Here is a 16,698-nt window from a genome sequence, read left to right on the forward strand (position 1 = left end):
CTGTCTTAATCACCCTGTTCTTCATTCTGGATTTCCAGATCCGGAAAGCGGATGGAAACACCAAAACCACGTGTTGTTCCGGCAAGGGGAGAGCAGAGCGAAAGTGTAGCGTCCATTTGTTTGGCAATATTACTGGCAATAGCCAGCCCCAGCCCACTACCATGCACTGCGTGAGCACCCCGTACAAACGGGTTTGTCAATCTGGCCAGAGTTTCCGGAGGTAAAGCAACACAATCATTTGTAATGTCTATACAACCATCGGGCAAAACCGTTACAATAACAGGTGTTGCCGCATGACGGTGCAGCAGGGCATTTTCCAGAAGATTACGGATCAGAATACCCGTGGCATCCATGTCTCTATAGACAAATATTTTTGATATTTCATTTGTTTTTAAAATAATATGCACATCACCATACACGTTGCAGGAAAGGTCATCGACCAGAACGTGTATGACAGCCAAAAGATCAAAACGGTCTCGGCGGAATGCAATACCGGAGGATGCACGTGATAATTGCAGCAGTTTTTCTACAGTCCGGGCCAGTCTGCGGGTCCGGCTGGCTATGAGTTCCACGCGCTCTTCCAGTTCCGAGCCAGCGGGGAGCATACGGCCAAGCATTTGCACCTGCGCCATAAGTGCGCCCAGCGGGTTACGGAGTTCATGTGCTGCACTGGCGGCAAACGCACGTTCAGTCGATAAGGCGGTTTCCAGTCGTTCCATAAGCGTGTTGACGGAACGCTGGATGGGAAGCAGCTCATCTGGCAGGTTCAGGGAGAGAATGGGGCGGAGGTTCCCGCTCCCACGGGCGCGCATTTCATCGTGCAGACGGTCCATGGGGCGCAGGGCCCGGTGCACAATCAGACGCACTAGCAGCCAGATGACCGGCATAAAAAGCAGCATCGGGACGATGGAAATCATGATTGCCCGGCGGACGGCCTCCTGCCGGTGGAACGTAGGCTCCCCCACAAGAACATGGTAATGATCAGCCGAGGGGGCTGCGACATAAACACGAAACTGCGCCACGTTGACAAACCCGACCTTGCCATCCTGCACAAAAGGAGTAGTGGGGGCATTCTGGGAGCGCAGTACAACATGCCCTGCATCATCCAGCACCTGATAGGCCAGTGTCCGGGGGCCAACTTCTGGTAACCATGCGACGGAAACAGAGGTCTGGTTGCGCACCCGGTCCGCTACAATCGTCTGCAGGCGTTCAGAGACTTCCTGCAAGGAATTATCCAGTCTTTCCGTCACCTCATAACGGGTAAACCCACCCACGGCCGTGCTCAGCAGCAGCATGCCCAGCATGACCACCATCAATATGCCGCTGACAATGCGTGTCGAAAGCTTCCAGCTTTTCATACGTTGTGCTTCTTGTCATTCAGGCAGTACCCACGGCCACGTATGGTTCGTATGACCGTATTCCCTACTTTTCTGCGCAAACGGCTGATAAAAACCTCCACGGTGTTACTGTCCACCTCATGATCGAGGGCATAGAGTGCGGTATCAATCTGCTGGCGCGAATAAATCCTGCCCGGATTGCGCGACAGCAGTTCCATGATAGCCCACTCACGGGCTGTCAGGTCCAGTCTCTGGTTATTGCGCGAGACAGATTGGTTTTCGCGGTCAATGGTCAGTTCACCAAGGTGGTGGATCACCTGCTTACGGGGTGCGACATATCTGCGCGCGACAGCCGCAATCCGCGCGACCAGTTCGTTCAGATCATATGGTTTGACGATGTAATCATCCGCCCCATCAGACAGGCCGGTAATCCGGTCACTAATCTGGTCTTCTGCCGTGGTAATCAGGATGGCAACATTGCGCGATGTCTGGCGGATTTCACGCAGTAATTCGCGTCCATGGCCATCTGGCAATCCCATATCCAGCAAGATGAAGTCATACTCTACCGCAGCAAGGGCCGCCCGGGCGTCCTCCAGTGTCATGAACCAGTCCACGGCATGCCCTTCCAGACCAATCCGTTCCTGTACCGCCGCCCCCAGATCCTGTTCATCTTCAACGATAAGGATACGCATTAACTCTGCTCCTTTTCCCGCACGGTCCGGGCATATAGCAAAGGGAGCACCAGAAGCGTCAGCAGAGTGGAGGATACAAGCCCACCGATGACAACACTGGCCAATGGCCGTTCCACTTCTGCTCCGGCACTCTGGGAAAACGCCATGGGGAAAAATCCGAGGCTTGCCACAAGAGCCGTAGCCATGACCGGCCGGAAGCGCGACTGGGCAGCCCTGAAAGCAGCCTGAGCAACCTGCATGCCTCTGGCGCGCAAAGCTGATATTTCACTGACCAGCACAACGCCATTAAGAATAGCAACGCCAAACAGGGCAATGAACCCGATACCAGCGGAAATACTGAACGGCATTCCCCTGAGTGTAAGGGCAATAACGCCGCCGGTTGCAGCCACCGGCAGGTTGATAAACACGAGCAGGGCCGGAAGCAGGGCACCAAACGCGAGAACCAGCAACGCAAAAATCAGCCCCAGAGCAATGGGCAGAACAAGCTCCAGCCGACGTGTGGCGGATTGCAGGTTCTGGAACTGCCCCTGCCATTCCATTGTATAACCTGCGGGGAGTTTGACCTCCTGCCTGACGCGGGCCTGTGCCTGCGCCACGTAGGAAGCAAGGTCCCTGCCCCTGACATTGGCCTGTATGACCATGCGCCTGCGCACCCTGTCCCGGCTGATACGTGGCGGGCCGTCCACCTCATGCACATGCGCAACCTGTGACAGCATGACACGCCCCAGACCATCAGCCCGCCTGATCTGCAGTGCGCTGATGGCAGCAATGGACGCGACCTGACGGGCATCAAACCGGACCTGAGTGCTGATCATGGCATTACCAACAGTCACGGGGCGTCCTATGTGGCCACCTACAGCTTCTACCGTATCCAGAATATCCTGCATGGCAACATTGCGGCTGGCCGCCTGAATGCGGTCCACGTTAATGACAATCAGCGGCACGGTGCCATCACCCGCAGGGGCCACGTCTGCTGCTCCCTGCACGCCAGACATGGCCGCAGCCACCTGATCGCCTAATCTGGCAAGGGTTTGCAGGTTGTCACCATAAATGGACACGGCAATCTGGGTTCTGACACCCGACAGAAGGTCGTCCATACGCATCTGGACAGGCTGGCTCCAGGAGTAAAGCGCATCGGGGAGTTCCCGCCGCAGGGTTTCATCCATTGCGGCAACCAGCCCGGCCTGAGTGTGCGCTGTTTTCCAGGTTGATGGGTCATTGAGAAAAATAAAACTGTCTGTTTCGTTCACGCCCATCGGGTCGGTTGGAATGGCGGAGGTGCCGGTATTGCTGACCACGGCTTTGACCTCAGGAAAACGGCGGAGGATCTGCTCCTGCAGAGAAACGGATGCAAGCACCGTGTTTAAGGATGCCGAGGGCAGGCGCGTTGTTGTTACTGTTAGAGCCCCCTCATCCAGTTGGGGAATAAACTCTCCGCCCAGCCGTATTGCCAATCCGGCGGAGAGCACCAGAATGGCCAGAGTGCCACCAAACAGAATGCCGGGGTGGCCTTTCCCCCATTCGACCATGGTGGCGTAGGGGGCGCGCAGGGTGGTTATCAGATACGTCTCGCCTTTAGGGCGCACGCGCCCCAGCAGCAAAACGGAAAGAACGGGAACACAGGTGAAGCAGTACAGCAGGGAAGCCAGAAGCGCCATAATGACAGTCTGCGCCATAGGGCGAAACATATGTCCTTCTATGCCCTGCAACGTCAGCACCGGCAGATACACCATGATGATGACAAGTATGGCAAACCCTACCGGGCGTATGACCTGCTGCACGGATGAGATAACCAGAGCCGTGAAGTCCACATCAGGTTCCTCTTCCCGCCGTGCGAGAATATGCTCGACAACAACAAGTGAGCCATCAACAATCATGCCAAAATCAATGGCACCAAGGCTCAGCAGATTGGCTGAAATGCCAAAATACCGCATGCCAGCCATGGTTGTGACAAGAGCTACCGGAATAACGGATGCAATAACCAGAGCTGCCCACCAGTTGCCGATCACAACAACCAGCACGCCCAGCACCAGCACGGCCCCCATAAGCAGGTTGTCACGCACTGTGGCAATGGTTGTGTCGGTCAGTGTGGCACGGGTATAATAAGGGTCAAGCGTAACGCCTTCCGGCAGGGACTGCCGGATGCGGGGCAGGGCGTCCTTTATGGCCGCCAGCGTTGCATTCGAGCTTGCCCCGCTTTCCATCATCACCACACCAATGACGATTTCACCCTGTCCGTCGCGGGTGACTGCACCAAGGCGGGTGCGCATTCCCATGCCCACATGTCCAAGGTCCCTCAGGCGCAGGATGGAACCATCACTGTTGCTCCGGACCGGGATGTTTCCAAAATCATTCAGGCTGCGCACCAGCCCACGACCGACAACAATCTGCTGCTCGGCATGGTGTGTAATCCACCCACCACCAGATGCGGCGTTGTTGCCATCCACAGCGCGGTAGACGTCTCCAGCAGAAAGATTGCTGGCAATCAGCCGTGCCTGATCCAGTGTGACTTCATATGTTTCCTCTCCACCCCCGTTCACGTTTACATCCACCACACCGGGCACCAGACGCATCTGGGGCACTACTACCCAGTTCATCAGACGGTTCAGTTCTGTAAGTGAATGCCCCGCTCCCTTGATCTGGAACTGCATGATCTCACCCATGCCGGTGGCAAGTGGCCCCATGCTGAGTGTAATACCGGGAACGGATATGGTCGCACGGGCCTGCTGGATCCGTTCATTGACACGTGTGCGATCAAGGTTGATGTCCGTATCATCAGCGAACTGTGCGTAAACAACCGAAACCCCACTGCGGGAAACAGAGCGTAGATCCGTCATGCCGGGAATGCCGGTCATGCTTGTTTCCACAGGGAATGTAATCAGTTTTTCCACTTCTTCGGTCGCAAGGCCGGGGGCGACAACGGACACAAGGACCTGCTTGGGAGAAATATCGGGCACGGCCTCCACCGGCAGCCCCATGACCACCATAACCCCGGCAGCCATGAACAGGCCCAGCCCCCCCATGACCAGCAGACGGCTGCGCAGCAGCGCTTGCAGGTATTGACCTACCATCAGTCCGCGTCCATTCCGGCCAGCTCCACAACGGAGCGCAACGCAAAGCTGCCGTGGGCTACAACGTGTTCCCCTTCCTTCAGTCCTGCGTGGATAACGGCCTGCTCACCATTGTCCATGACAACATCCACCACAACCGGATGGTAATGTGTGTTGTCTTTCTGGACAAACACAATGGACTGGCCTGCAATTTTCTGTATGGCTTCGGAGGGCACGACCAGACCCCGAATACCGTCTTTTTCGGAAAGTGTTCCATTGAGCACCATACCGGGCACCAGTGCGCCAGTCGGGTTGGGTACAACGCTGATCAGCCTGACCAGCCCCGTAAGGGCACTGGCCATTGCGCCCACCGTATTAATGCGTGAGACAACCGGTCCTGCTGTTGTCTCCGTGCTCTGCCGGGCACCGGGCTGAATGTGCGCTGCCTGCTCCGGCGTCACATCGGAGACGATCCATACGCTGGAAAGATCCGCCAGTGTCATGACATCCTGTGCGGGAGAAAGGTCTGCCGCAACGCTCACATCCAGTGTCTGCACCACGCCATCCACAGGGGCAATCAGGGTAGACGTTTCGTCCCGGCCTTTACGTCCGCCCTGTTCCGAAACCGAGTTGAACTCCTCCTTGAAGCGATGGCCCAGCGTATCGGCATCGGCCTGACGGGTCCGCACATTGGCATTGGCCTGCGCCAGCGCATCCTGTCTGCGGTGTAACTCGGCAATGGATACGGCCTGCCCCGCCAGCAGTTGCGCACGCTGTACAGCCTGTGCTGCATCATGCTGCGCTGCAATGGCAGCATTCAGGGCTGCCTGTGTCTGTGCGTCCTGCAACTGGGCAACGTGCAGGGAATGGTCCTGATAACGCAGTAATGGCTGTCCGGAGCGCACATGTGTTCCGGGCTGGACCAGCACTGCGAGTACCTTACCACTGCCAGCAGGGTGAATGTGCACAAGCCGCGTGGTGTCGGGCATGACCTGACAGACGACCGGTATGGTCGGAAAAACCGTGCCAGATGCAACGGTAAAAACCGTAATTCCTTCATGGCTGACCGCAGCGGCATCAAGGGAGATATCGGCCGGTAACGCCTGTTCTGCGGCATAGGCGGAAAACTGCGGGAAGGCGCTTGCAAAGCAAAGGAACAGGAGTTTTTTCATGGCACGACGCCCATGGCAAGCAGCATGCGGATGGTTGCAACACGCCATTCTATATCTGCCCGCGCACTGGCCATCTGGGCGTTGCAGGCTTCCTGCCGGGCTTGCAGGGCCGTATTCAAGGCGACCTCACCAACCCGCCATGCCCGCTCCTGCGCCACGGCGCGTTTTTCCAGACTGTCTGCGGCTGTGCGCATGGTCTGCCGGGCGGTTGTTGCCGCCATAAGGCGCTCGCGGACCCGCGTAATTTCCAGATGCACCATACGGCGCGCCTGTATTTCCTCACTATTGGCCGTGGCCAGCCGGTTGCTGGCTTCGGACATGATGGGGGTATTACGCACTTCACTCGGCAACGGAACGCTGAAGTTAATGCCTACACGGTCATCCCATGGGCTGCCGTATTGTTTTTCATGGATGGCATCAATGCCAATTTCGGGATTAGGCATAAAAGACCGGCGCGCCAGCTTCATGTTTGCTTCCGCTGCCTCAACATTATGGCGCACGACTTTTATGCGCGGGTCGTTCTCTTCCATATCATGAGGGTCCACAAAACGTGCATGTGCCAGCCCATCACCACTACTAAAGTCCACGTCACTGGCACGCCCCAGCAGGACTTCCTGCTCGGCAAGGGCATTATTCATGGCCTCTTGCGCCAGGGTCTGTTCGTTGCGGGCATTTTCCAGTCCTGCCTGTGCCATCTGGCTGTCAGAAAGAGCCAGTTCGCCTGCATGCACTGCGTGCGTCACATTCTGGTTGATCCGGCTTGTGGCACTGTACAGCGCGTTTGCTACATTCAGGCGCGCCTGCGCGATCTGCAATGCGGCGGCAGCTTCCAGCACTTTGATCGAAAGCACCATATGCTCGACATTAAGCTGCTCATTAATGGATTCAGATTCCGCACCAGCGACCTCGCGGGTGGCACTCCCCTGCCCCGGTAGCCAGAGCGGTACGGACAGACCACCCTGATAGGTTGTATATCCCTCATTACTGCCTATCGCATGATCATCCATATACTCGCCCGAAAGCGTTGGCCCACCCGCAAACCAGGAGCCAGCCGCACTGGCACGCGCTTTGGCGGAATGATGCCCCACCTGAAGTGCCTTACGCACGGGGTCAATGCTCCAGGCCATGCTGACCGCATCATGAAAGGACAGCATTTTCTGGGATGTCTGGGCCTGTAGGGAAGACATGCCTGCAATCCAGAAAGCCACACCCACAAAAAGGAAGGACCACGTTGGATGACTCATGGCACAATCACTGAGGAATAATGGGCTTGTGATGTGTGATGCGCGCCGCCAGATCGGTCCATAAATTCGTGGTTACGAGGTTTATGTCTGCCTTGACTGAAGCCGGAGATTGTGTGCGGGAGAAAGAGGAGAGTGACATCCGCTCCCCAATGACAAAGCGTCCCTGAGCATAGAGCATGGCAGAGATTGTACCCTGCTGCCCTTGCCCCAAAGGCCGCATGACGGTGATCCGCAGATGTGGCGGCGGGACTGCTATAACCGCAAAGGCCTGCAATTGCAGTGCGTCGGATGGACAGGCCAAACCACCCAATACCGCATCACGCAATACGGAAAAGGGGTATCCACCATAAGTGCCATCAATATGAAGGCGAATGCCCTGCCCGGCAGTTTTGCAAATATCATCTGCAGCATCGTCCGCATGGGCGGGCCGGAGACTCACACAAACCAGACACAGGATCATGACCCCATAACGGGCGAACTGGTTTGCGGTATTTGCCTGTCCTCGTTTTACACTCACGTTCATAATCACCCTGTTGAAAGTCATAACCTTCATAACAGGGGAAAATGACGTGAACCTGAACGACATGAAAAAAGTAGAAAATCAGAACAGGAGGGATATTAAAGGCAGACTGTCTGCCCAGAGTTTTGTAGAAGATGAAGACTTCCTAAAAACCCTTGACTCTATTTTTTAATCCTGATTTTTCGAAATAGTCTTTTTGAAATAACTATAAAATTGAGAATTAATCCAACCAAAAGACGCTTTGTTTTTGAACCATATATCATGCACACCATCAGTTACAGCCAAGGCGCCATATCCATCGCTTGTAAAAAAGCTTAAATCCTTCCCTTCTATCCACATACATTGATCTATCTTGGGATCGACATATTCAGAATCATCATGAATGAAAATATTATAAATTCTATCAATATACTCCCGGTTTATATGTTGATCCAGTTGTACTTTTTCATTCATATAACCCCAGTATTTATTTGCGATACCAGCATTGTTGCATACAAACATTTCCTCAGCAAAACACGTCGACAAAGGAGATACGACTGAAACTGCAAGAAATAACAAGGTTATTTTAAGAAAAATCATGCGGTCCATAACGGCCTCTCTATGCCTCTTCTTTATTTCTGTAAGGAATCCTGTAAAGTCCATTCCATAAAAAATTCATGTTCATAATCAAAATTGTCAGAACAATACTCAGTCCAAACAGAGGCAACGTGATGCGTATACCGGGCACATGATAAGTAAGCTGCACAATTCCTGTTGAACCATCATCGGGTAGATCTACCGCCAGCAGGAAGCCTGCAACCGTGGAAACAGGCACAGACACACCATTAAAGACCGCCTCATAACCCGGCCAGGAAGTCCGGGCGAAAATAAGCCTGTTCACACCTTTACTGCGAGATGTAATAGCCAGTGTTTCAAGCGCAGCACTGGCAGTCGAGCTTTCCACAACGGATACACCATTCACCGGCCACGATAATGTTCCCGGCAATTTTTCATTCGGCAGAGTGTGAGAAAAGGTACGGGTATACGGGTTAGTTGCAGCCAGCTCCTGCCAGTCAGACGGTTTTTCGCGCATAAAGACGTCAACCTGCGGCCCATTTGTAGCGATGACATTTTTGACACGCATCAGATCAAAAAAGGACATTCCGGTAGAGGACTCCAGTTCCAGACCAGCTATTCCGGACTCTATCGGCGTAAATCCCTGAACCATTCGGAAAAATCTTTTTTGCAAAGCATACTGTTTGATTGGCGAATACCCATTAACGCTCGGTCGCCCGGAAACAAGCCCCATATTGCCGAACCAGATGTATTTTATATAGTCACTCCCTTTTACAATCCAAGTATCATTATACACATCATAAATAAGGCACATGTTATAATCGGTATCAGTTGTATTTAAATTAATGTTTTGGGATATTTCAGGGTATAAAATTGCTTTTGGAAATAGATTATTATATCCCCCACCGGACACGCGAGAGACAACCGCAAGCACAAGAGTCATGGCAATCAGTTTAGCCAAACTCAAATCTTTTTGTGCAAATTTCAAACCAAAATATACGCACAGAGCGACGGCAAGAGCAATACCAATAATTTTATGCGGATATTGCAGAATTGACATTATCCCTGTTACTATCAGAACCAATATAAAACTGTATACTTTCACTTTAGATAATTCTTTACCCCTGTAATGGCTCCACAGATAGAGTGTGGCCAGAGTCAGGAAAATTTGGAAAAATACTGCAAATCTAATAGGAAGCTTCATTACATTGATGCCCCCTGCCCCCTGTGTCAGAACCAAAAATACAATAACATAAATGAAAATACATATATTTTTTTGTGGAATACGTCGTACCGACTGCCAGTTGGTAAATATCAATGCTGGCAAAACAAACCACGCCACATAGTATATGGATGCTTTAATATTCATCTCTGTCGGATACAGAATATGTGAGGGATGAATAGGGTTGAAGACCGCCAGCAAATCGCCCAGACTTGGAATCATGGACGTCACGGTTGTCATATCGGATTTGGTTCTGTCTGAAATCAGCACCATAGCCAATGTCGGCACAACAGCCATTAAAGCCGCCATTCCTCCCAGACAAAGGGAAAGAAAAGGTAAACAGGAAGGCAGGTTTCTGTTTTGGTATATTTCCATGCCTGAATAGATCAGACCACATAAACCAAAAGCGACGATCGTTTGCGGGAAGCCGCTTGTAATGGTGAGATATGTCGCAACAACAGCAGCCAAGAAATCCCACTTTGAATCTTTGGCCCGAAAAACAAATGCTACAGCCCATACCATGAACGCTATGGAAGAAAATTCAGGAAACCAGCTTTCTGCAAACCAGTAAAAAATAAAATTGTTCAGAACAACGGTAATAGCAGCAAGATATGAATATTTATTAGAAATACCCAGAGTTCTGCTTAGAAAAAATATGCCAGAAGAGAGCATGCCGTAATGGATAACTGCCAGAAACCCAGCCCCACCCGATAAGGACTGAATAATGGGCAGAAAAGAATACAGAACCAATTCTACCGGATTAAATATACCATATTGAAACTCACCAACAATGTTCCCACCGAACCAGCTATGCGTGGTCATAAATGGAATTTGATGGTAGTTCAGAAGCATGCTGCCGATAGAGTAAAATGTAGGCATATATTGGGTCTGCATATCATCCCGATAATATGCGTTCCCATCAATCAGCAAAGGTATGCCAGAAAGAATTATTCCGACAAGGAAACTCAACACCAGATTGGTATAGATTTTATTATTACCAGACATTTTGTTTCCTCAAAAAATCCGTAGGTTCTGCCTGTTACGCATTTGAAAAATCTTCCCAGAGTGTGAGGCACTTGGTGCAAACCATTTCTGGCATAATATTCAAATCTGATAATTTACCCTGCATGCTCAGGACAAGATTGTCCCATACATCAGGTTCTTGAACATGGTGCAACTCGGGCGAGACTGCGCAGATTTTTAAACCTGCGTCTCGTAAGGCTTTCATCACGTCGGCATGTAACGGATTTCCCGTAAAGCTGTCTGCCCAGACCCAGTCCACGTGGCGCTCTACGACTTTGAGGTCACTGACAAGGTTCAGAGCTGTCCGGTAATCTTCAAATTCTGATACACGCAGGGCAAAGTTGGGCACTCCCGCGCGCGCATATTTGCGAATAAACGGAAAGCTCTCATCAAGAATAAAAAAATCCTGAACCCCATACTGCTCAAGCAGGGGCAGAAGGCGTTCTTCCATGCCTTCTTCCTTGACATTGGCAATCAGGAAGCGATGCTTGTACTGTTCCAACCATTCCTCAAGCCGGGGTGCATCGGTCATAAACGGATCATGCGTCACCAGAATATCGTTCCCGTGGTTCCGTAGATCAATTTCCACCCCGAACCGTACTGGTGTCGCTTCGATCTGCGTCAGCGCATTACGACGGTGATCAGGGTATTCCGCAGCTCAAAAATATAGGCAAACGTCCGGCGGATCAGCTTGATGCGTGTTTTCCAGCTTCCGCCCCCCTTGGCTTCGCCATGAAGCCTCTGGGAAAAATCGACCGGGATGGTGACAATCTCATAACCATTCCGGCGCGCCTGATAGAGCAGGTAGAGATCGAGCGAGAAGTCTTTGGGGGCATCGTGCCGGATATAACGCTCATAAAATGTACGGGAAAAGAGTTTGGGCTGGGCATTCACATCATCCAGCCTTACCTTCAGTGCCGCAGAAGCCACGCATTGCATGCCGAATGTAAAAAGAGCCTCAAGCAGGCGGCGGTTACGCCGTTTGCCTTTAATAATCCGCTGCGCCGGAGGCAGGGATTGGTACAGGTCAAACGCCGTTAGCACGTCTTTGGGGTCGGTCTGCATATCCGCATGGGTCCATGCCAGAACATCCCCCTGTGCAGCGGCAAGCCCCTGTGTGATCCCATAACCATAGCCCTGATTGACCGGCACCCGCACAACGCGGAAGCGCGGATCTGCGTGTGTGGCCATTTCCTGCTCAAAAACGGCCGGAGAGGTATCACCAGACCCGTTATCGACCAGAATGACTTCCACATCCTGCCGCGACCCAAGGGTTTCGCGCAGTCGGCGGAAAATCAGGGGAATATTGCCTGCTTCATTATAGCAGGGGATCACTATGGAAAGGAGGCTCATCGTGCCTTTTCTTCCGTCAGAAAATCAACCCAGTATTGGATCGTGTTTTCGTAAAGTTCGTAATCAGCCGGGGTGCCCCAGCACAGATACCGATCAATTTCGATGACGCGCACGTTCAGCCCTTGTTCAATCAGGTAACGGAACACCTGATCCACATAGAACTCGCCATTAATCCGGTCGTTTGCGGCAATCATGGCATCGGCTGCGGAAACAAAGTCACACCCCCGGCGGAACCAGAAAGTGCCAACTACGGCATGATCTTCCTGCGGTGTGTCGCTGATGGGTGTTTTGATGGACACACCAAGTGCTTTATCGCCTTCTGTCCGCACCCAGCCGTAGGCATGGGGATTGGCGCAGACTGCCTCGTTCTGCCGGAAGGTGAAAATAAGTGCATCAGCCTGTTCTGCCGCCTGTTCAAAAGCTGAGGGCAGCAGGTCCATGCCGTTATCACAGGCTGCAATCATTAAGGGCTGGTCCGTATTAATACGTTCACGGGCCAGCAGGCAGGTGGAAGCCTGCCCTTCTGTCAGGCGGTCCACGGGAATAAAATCCGCGTTGGGGTAGTAGCTGCGGATTGTCTCCGTAACTCCATCACGAATATGGAAGTCGCGGACCACAAATGTCAGGTTTGTCCCTGCTGCCTGCGGGTTGATTGGCAGGTCTGCTACGGCGGCAACCACCATGGGTACTTTTGTGCCTGTACGCCGCAGTGTTGTGGGGATGACCGGCTTGTGCAGGCTGTAGCCCTGCTGGGCAAAACGGCTGCCCGCTCCTGCCATGGGAATAAGAATGTTCATTTGGCAAGTCTCGCAGCAATTTTGGTCCAGTAGTGGTATTCATCCACATCCTGTGGCGTGCCCCACTGGCAAAAATGGTTGACATTGGCCGGGGCGTAGACGGGCAATCCATCTGCGACCAGATGATTGAAAATCATGCTCGCATAGTATTCACCGTTCAGGGAATCTTCGCGTGCCATCAACTGATGACCATATTTTTTCAAGGTCGCGCCGGAGTTGAAATAATAGACCCCTGGCGAATGACGGGCCTGTGTCTTGTCTTTTTCGAAGCTGTATTTTTCCCGAATTTCCAGCATCCGGTCTTCGCCATCTACGCGGCAACAGGCATACAGGTTTTTTTCGGGCATCAGGTGTGGGTGGAAACCCGTATAGCACGGTACTGCCCCGGCAGCCCCCACCGCCTCCATTGCACCGCGAAAAGCGGCGTAATTCCAGTGCATGTAGTAATCGCAGTAACTCACTAACGCGGGCCGGTTATCGGGAATGGCATCTTCGGCTTTGAGCAGGGCATCAACCGGCCCAAGCTTGGCGCCTTCGATAACCACAATGCGCCCCTTGGGGCGCAGAGCGGTCAGAATGCTCCGCATCGGGGTGGTTTCAATATGCTCACGCCGACAGATGAACAGCGGATCTTCCGCACCGGGGAACATGCGCAGCACCCATTCGATCAGACGCCGACCATCAAGCGTGATCAGGGGTTTGGGGTCTGTATAACCCGCGCGCACAAAGCGCGACCCCAATCCTGACATGGGGATGATCAGTTGCCATTCATTCATGATTTTGCGACCTTCTGGCGGTACTTCTCTGCTTCCATGTTCAGAAGGAAATCGGCTTCTTCCACAGGAAGGAAATTCGGTGCCAGACCCAGTGCCTGCATGGTCTGGCGCAGGTAATTATAAGCCTGCTGTGTCTCTTCCCCCGCCTTGGAAAGACGCAGGGTTTCGTGCCCCAGATACACAGCCTGATCGGGGAAAAGCAGGTGCTCGGCATCCGCTGCACAGAAGGGGGCCTCTTCCACAACAGGGGGAGGCAGATGGAAATGGGAACGAACGCTCTCATTCACCTCTTCATGTAGTTGCCAGGCTTCCTCCGGCGTATGCGCCGCCACAACCAGCCCATGGTTTTGCAGGAGCAGCACCGCCGTCCCGTTGGCAAGGGCCTGCAGGGCTATGATCCTGTCCATGACCGACTGCGTAACCGGCAGCCCCGGAGACGCATAGGGCACCCACACAGCATGAGGCAGAATGGCCGCAGTTAGCGCAGCGCCGTCCTTGGCGCAGGCGAGCAGATTGGTGATGACGGAATGGCTGTGCAGAACGCAGGGCCCCAGAAGTGCATGAAAGCCTGCCTCGATGGAAGGGCGTACATTTGCAGCATCAGACTCAGATAAAATGGCGGAACGGACAAGGCCCGTATACTCCGACTCAGTCCCGCAGGCTGACAAGCCTTTCCGTATTCCGGCATAATCAACTGCGACAAAGCCGTTATCGGGGGTTACATGCGCCAGTTCGCTCCCGGACGCCTTGACCCACATGCAGTGGGCATCATTTTTGAACGAGGTATTCCCGCCCCCACCCTGCACAAACGCCTTGTTGCGACCAAGCTGGCGAGAGATATGCGCCAGCTTGTGCAGGCCGTCAGAATTCGGGGAAACGGGTTCCGTCATGGAAGATAATGTAGGCGACGATAATTTGTTGCACGCCTTCCCATCCACCTTTCCAGGCTGGTGCGTAGATCCCGAAGTCCTGGATGTCAGAGACATACTTTTCTCCAATTTGTTCAATCGCCTCAAATGGAAGGAAGTCCATGAACTCGATTATCTGCCAGTTTTCACATTCGTAATAATGCTTAACGTTCTGCTGGTATAGAGCGGAAATTCCATCCAGCAGAGGGTCAAGATAAAACCTGTTGGAAAGCATAATCCGCAGACCCACCGCCGGATTGTAGTCCAGATCGCCCAAACGATCACCAATGGGTTCTATCGGGAAAAAAGTAAAAACAATATCCGCCGCATGGGCCTGTACTTTAACATAGCGCTCCGCATCAGTCCGCCGTGCCTCAACCGATGCAATAATCTGCTCCTTACTGTAGCCACGCTTCAGCATGTCGCGCTGGATCTTCCAGTGCAGTTGCAACATTTCATCCGGTGACATGAAAATCTTGAGGTCCAGCATGGTCCGGGTGGGTTTAAGCAGAAAGGTATGCAGCCCTTCCATAACCATGAGTGGCTTGGGCGTGATGGCAATAGCCTCTGTAAACTCGCCGGTCGTGTGGTCGTAATGCCGCCGGAAGATGGTCATATTCTGCCGCAGGGCAGCAAGGTAGTGCAACTCCTGATGCAACTCGTTCCCTTTGGGGTTGAGATGCGTATATTCCTTCCATTTGGCATGCCCGCGTTGCCACTTGTGCATATCATCGCCGCACAGAGCCGTCATATGGCTGGGGGTAAAGAGTTCCAGAAGGTTTTCTGTAAGGGTGGACTTGCCACTCCCTGAATCCCCGGCAATCCCGATCAGAAATGAATGGGAACTGAACTTGTTATACTGGAGCGCCTTGATGCCACGCCAGTAAATCCACAGGCAGTTGGCTATCAGCAGCGTCTGCATCAACGTAAACGCCCCATCAGACAGCATGGGTGCATTAAAGCCGGCAGAAGCAAAAAGGGTGTAAAGATTCGGCCCCTGCGCAAATTGCGGCAATACGGATTGAAAAACCTCGCGATAATCCGAAGTCGGGCTTAACCCGAAATACAGCAGGTATGAGAATTGCAGGGCCACAAACAGCAGGCACTGGACCAGAGAAGCCCGCGAGAAAAAATAAACCAGAAAAGGTACAACCCAGTAATACCAGCCGGGCATGGGATTAATGAAAAGCAGCATAACCCCGAAAGCAAAGCCCAGAAACATGATGAAAATATCACGGTTCTGTATCTTTATCCGCAAGGCATAGAACACGAGGAGTATGTAAGCCGCCGGAATGGCGTAAAATTCGGGGCTATTCCGTGCCAGACGGAAAGCAACCTGCCCGATTTTCTTCTGTTCAAGGTTCTCAAACACCATATGCCGGAAAGCATGGTCGAACAGGAACGGCATATTAACCAGAACAAAGGTCAACACAACCAGGCCAACATAGCTCAACAGGGCCTGTGTGCGCTCCCGGTGCCGCCAGATATACAGCAGGAAGAACGGTAAGGTCATGACCAGATGCGTTTTGGCCGCCAGACCAAGGCCGAGAACAATGGCCGAACCCGTCAGACGCTCCCGGAACAGCAGATAGAGCGAAACGCTCAGGAGCGAGATCGGCACCACATCCAGTTGTCCATGAATGTAGCTGATATAAAACAGGACCGGGGAACACCACAGCAGCAGGATAACCCGTCGGCTACGACCGTGAAACCAGCGGATAAACACCGCAAGCATGGTCAGATCCGCGACGAATAACGGGATATGATACAGAAGAAACTTGAGCGGCAGAGGCCACATGGCCGCACCGAAAGGGGCCATCAAAAGGCGGGGGGCCACCATGAAGTAAAGCATGAAAGCCGGGTAGGGAAAGGCCGCGGCATCTCCTTCATGCCACGAGATTACGTACGGGCTTTGAAAGGGATTGGTTGCAAAGTTTTCAAAAAATGGGAAGAACAGGGAACTGAAATAGCTTGACCCCAGAAACATCCCCGACAGCAGTTTCAGTACCGCCATGCTCCAGAATAATGGGCTACGGATTATGTCACTCA

The 16,698-nt window shown here is 52.8% G+C and carries 14 protein-coding genes; all 14 read right to left on the reverse strand.

Annotated features, from left to right (window positions below; genetic code table 11):
* Positions 1 to 5: 5 nt before the first annotated feature.
* The 14 genes from HNR55_RS06010 to HNR55_RS06075 all read right to left on the reverse strand — a co-directional run bounded on the left by HNR55_RS06010 (position 6) and on the right by HNR55_RS06075 (position 16,663).
* Complete coding sequence (locus HNR55_RS06010) at positions 6 to 1,358, reverse strand: sensor histidine kinase (protein ID WP_166116948.1); 1,353 nt, start codon at positions 1,356 to 1,358, stop codon at positions 6 to 8.
* Entirely contained in the window at positions 1,355 to 2,029 is a 675-nt protein-coding gene (locus HNR55_RS06015; protein ID WP_184382600.1) for a response regulator transcription factor, read from the reverse strand. Before HNR55_RS06015 ends, HNR55_RS06010 begins: the two co-directional genes overlap by 4 nt.
* The gene (locus HNR55_RS06020) at positions 2,029 to 5,100 is read right to left on the reverse strand and encodes an efflux RND transporter permease subunit (RefSeq protein ID WP_184382603.1); all 3,072 of its coding nucleotides are present in this window, start codon (positions 5,098 to 5,100) and stop codon (positions 2,029 to 2,031) included. Before HNR55_RS06020 ends, HNR55_RS06015 begins: the two co-directional genes overlap by 1 nt.
* Positions 5,100 to 6,251, reverse strand: a complete 1,152-nt coding sequence (locus HNR55_RS06025; protein WP_242005517.1) for an efflux RND transporter periplasmic adaptor subunit — start codon at positions 6,249 to 6,251, stop codon at positions 5,100 to 5,102. Before HNR55_RS06025 ends, HNR55_RS06020 begins: the two co-directional genes overlap by 1 nt.
* Positions 6,248 to 7,495, reverse strand: coding sequence for a TolC family protein (locus HNR55_RS06030; RefSeq protein ID WP_166114257.1), 1,248 nt, complete (start codon positions 7,493 to 7,495; stop codon positions 6,248 to 6,250). The genes HNR55_RS06025 and HNR55_RS06030 overlap by 4 nt, the downstream gene beginning before the upstream one ends.
* A 7-nt stretch (positions 7,496 to 7,502) precedes the next feature.
* Positions 7,503 to 7,955: a hypothetical protein gene (locus HNR55_RS06035; RefSeq protein WP_184382612.1), complete on the reverse strand. Its 453-nt coding sequence runs from the start codon at positions 7,953 to 7,955 to the stop codon at positions 7,503 to 7,505.
* A gap of 228 nt (positions 7,956 to 8,183) precedes the next feature.
* Positions 8,184 to 8,603: a hypothetical protein gene (locus tag HNR55_RS06040; RefSeq protein ID WP_166114251.1), complete on the reverse strand. Its 420-nt coding sequence runs from the start codon at positions 8,601 to 8,603 to the stop codon at positions 8,184 to 8,186.
* Between the two features lie 10 nt (positions 8,604 to 8,613).
* Positions 8,614 to 10,797: a YfhO family protein gene (locus tag HNR55_RS06045; protein WP_166114248.1), complete on the reverse strand. Its 2,184-nt coding sequence runs from the start codon at positions 10,795 to 10,797 to the stop codon at positions 8,614 to 8,616.
* A 34-nt stretch (positions 10,798 to 10,831) separates the two neighbouring features.
* Complete coding sequence (locus HNR55_RS06050; RefSeq protein ID WP_166114245.1) at positions 10,832 to 11,317, reverse strand: PI-PLC domain-containing protein; 486 nt, start codon at positions 11,315 to 11,317, stop codon at positions 10,832 to 10,834.
* Between the two features lie 119 nt (positions 11,318 to 11,436).
* The gene (locus HNR55_RS06055; RefSeq protein ID WP_166114242.1) at positions 11,437 to 12,168 is read right to left on the reverse strand and encodes a glycosyltransferase family 2 protein; all 732 of its coding nucleotides are present in this window, start codon (positions 12,166 to 12,168) and stop codon (positions 11,437 to 11,439) included.
* Positions 12,165 to 12,965, reverse strand: a complete 801-nt coding sequence (locus HNR55_RS06060; RefSeq protein ID WP_166114239.1) for a glycosyltransferase family protein — start codon at positions 12,963 to 12,965, stop codon at positions 12,165 to 12,167. The genes HNR55_RS06055 and HNR55_RS06060 overlap by 4 nt, the downstream gene beginning before the upstream one ends.
* Entirely contained in the window at positions 12,962 to 13,741 is a 780-nt protein-coding gene (locus HNR55_RS06065) for a glycosyltransferase family 2 protein (protein WP_166114236.1), read from the reverse strand. Before HNR55_RS06065 ends, HNR55_RS06060 begins: the two co-directional genes overlap by 4 nt.
* Positions 13,738 to 14,631, reverse strand: a complete 894-nt coding sequence (locus HNR55_RS06070; protein WP_166114233.1) for a class II aldolase/adducin family protein — start codon at positions 14,629 to 14,631, stop codon at positions 13,738 to 13,740. Before HNR55_RS06070 ends, HNR55_RS06065 begins: the two co-directional genes overlap by 4 nt.
* Entirely contained in the window at positions 14,603 to 16,663 is a 2,061-nt protein-coding gene (locus HNR55_RS06075) for a hypothetical protein (RefSeq protein ID WP_166114230.1), read from the reverse strand. The genes HNR55_RS06070 and HNR55_RS06075 overlap by 29 nt, the downstream gene beginning before the upstream one ends.
* Positions 16,664 to 16,698: the final 35 nt, after the last annotated feature.

Origin of the sequence: Acetobacter lovaniensis (assembly GCF_014207635.1) — a bacterium.
GTDB lineage: Bacteria > Pseudomonadota > Alphaproteobacteria > Acetobacterales > Acetobacteraceae > Acetobacter > Acetobacter lovaniensis.

Excerpts from the sequence above, each read along its gene's own strand:
- HNR55_RS06075 (WP_166114230.1), bottom strand. The coding sequence starts at position 16,663 with ATGGCGGTACTGAAACTGCTGTCGGGGATGTTTCTGGGGTCAAGCTAT.
- HNR55_RS06035 (WP_184382612.1), bottom strand. The coding sequence starts at position 7,955 with ATGATCCTGTGTCTGGTTTGTGTGAGTCTCCGGCCCGCCCATGCGGAC.
- HNR55_RS06070 (WP_166114233.1), bottom strand. The coding sequence starts at position 14,631 with ATGACGGAACCCGTTTCCCCGAATTCTGACGGCCTGCACAAGCTGGCG.
- HNR55_RS06040 (WP_166114251.1), bottom strand. The coding sequence starts at position 8,603 with ATGGACCGCATGATTTTTCTTAAAATAACCTTGTTATTTCTTGCAGTT.
- HNR55_RS06020 (WP_184382603.1), bottom strand. The coding sequence starts at position 5,100 with ATGGTAGGTCAATACCTGCAAGCGCTGCTGCGCAGCCGTCTGCTGGTC.
- HNR55_RS06065 (WP_166114236.1), bottom strand. The coding sequence starts at position 13,741 with ATGAATGAATGGCAACTGATCATCCCCATGTCAGGATTGGGGTCGCGC.
- HNR55_RS06030 (WP_166114257.1), bottom strand. The coding sequence starts at position 7,495 with ATGAGTCATCCAACGTGGTCCTTCCTTTTTGTGGGTGTGGCTTTCTGG.
- HNR55_RS06055 (WP_166114242.1), bottom strand. The coding sequence starts at position 12,168 with ATGAGCCTCCTTTCCATAGTGATCCCCTGCTATAATGAAGCAGGCAAT.
- HNR55_RS06025 (WP_242005517.1), bottom strand. The coding sequence starts at position 6,251 with ATGAAAAAACTCCTGTTCCTTTGCTTTGCAAGCGCCTTCCCGCAGTTT.
- HNR55_RS06010 (WP_166116948.1), bottom strand. The coding sequence starts at position 1,358 with ATGAAAAGCTGGAAGCTTTCGACACGCATTGTCAGCGGCATATTGATG.
- HNR55_RS06045 (WP_166114248.1), bottom strand. The coding sequence starts at position 10,797 with ATGTCTGGTAATAATAAAATCTATACCAATCTGGTGTTGAGTTTCCTT.
- HNR55_RS06015 (WP_184382600.1), bottom strand. The coding sequence starts at position 2,029 with ATGCGTATCCTTATCGTTGAAGATGAACAGGATCTGGGGGCGGCGGTA.
- HNR55_RS06060 (WP_166114239.1), bottom strand. The coding sequence starts at position 12,965 with ATGAACATTCTTATTCCCATGGCAGGAGCGGGCAGCCGTTTTGCCCAG.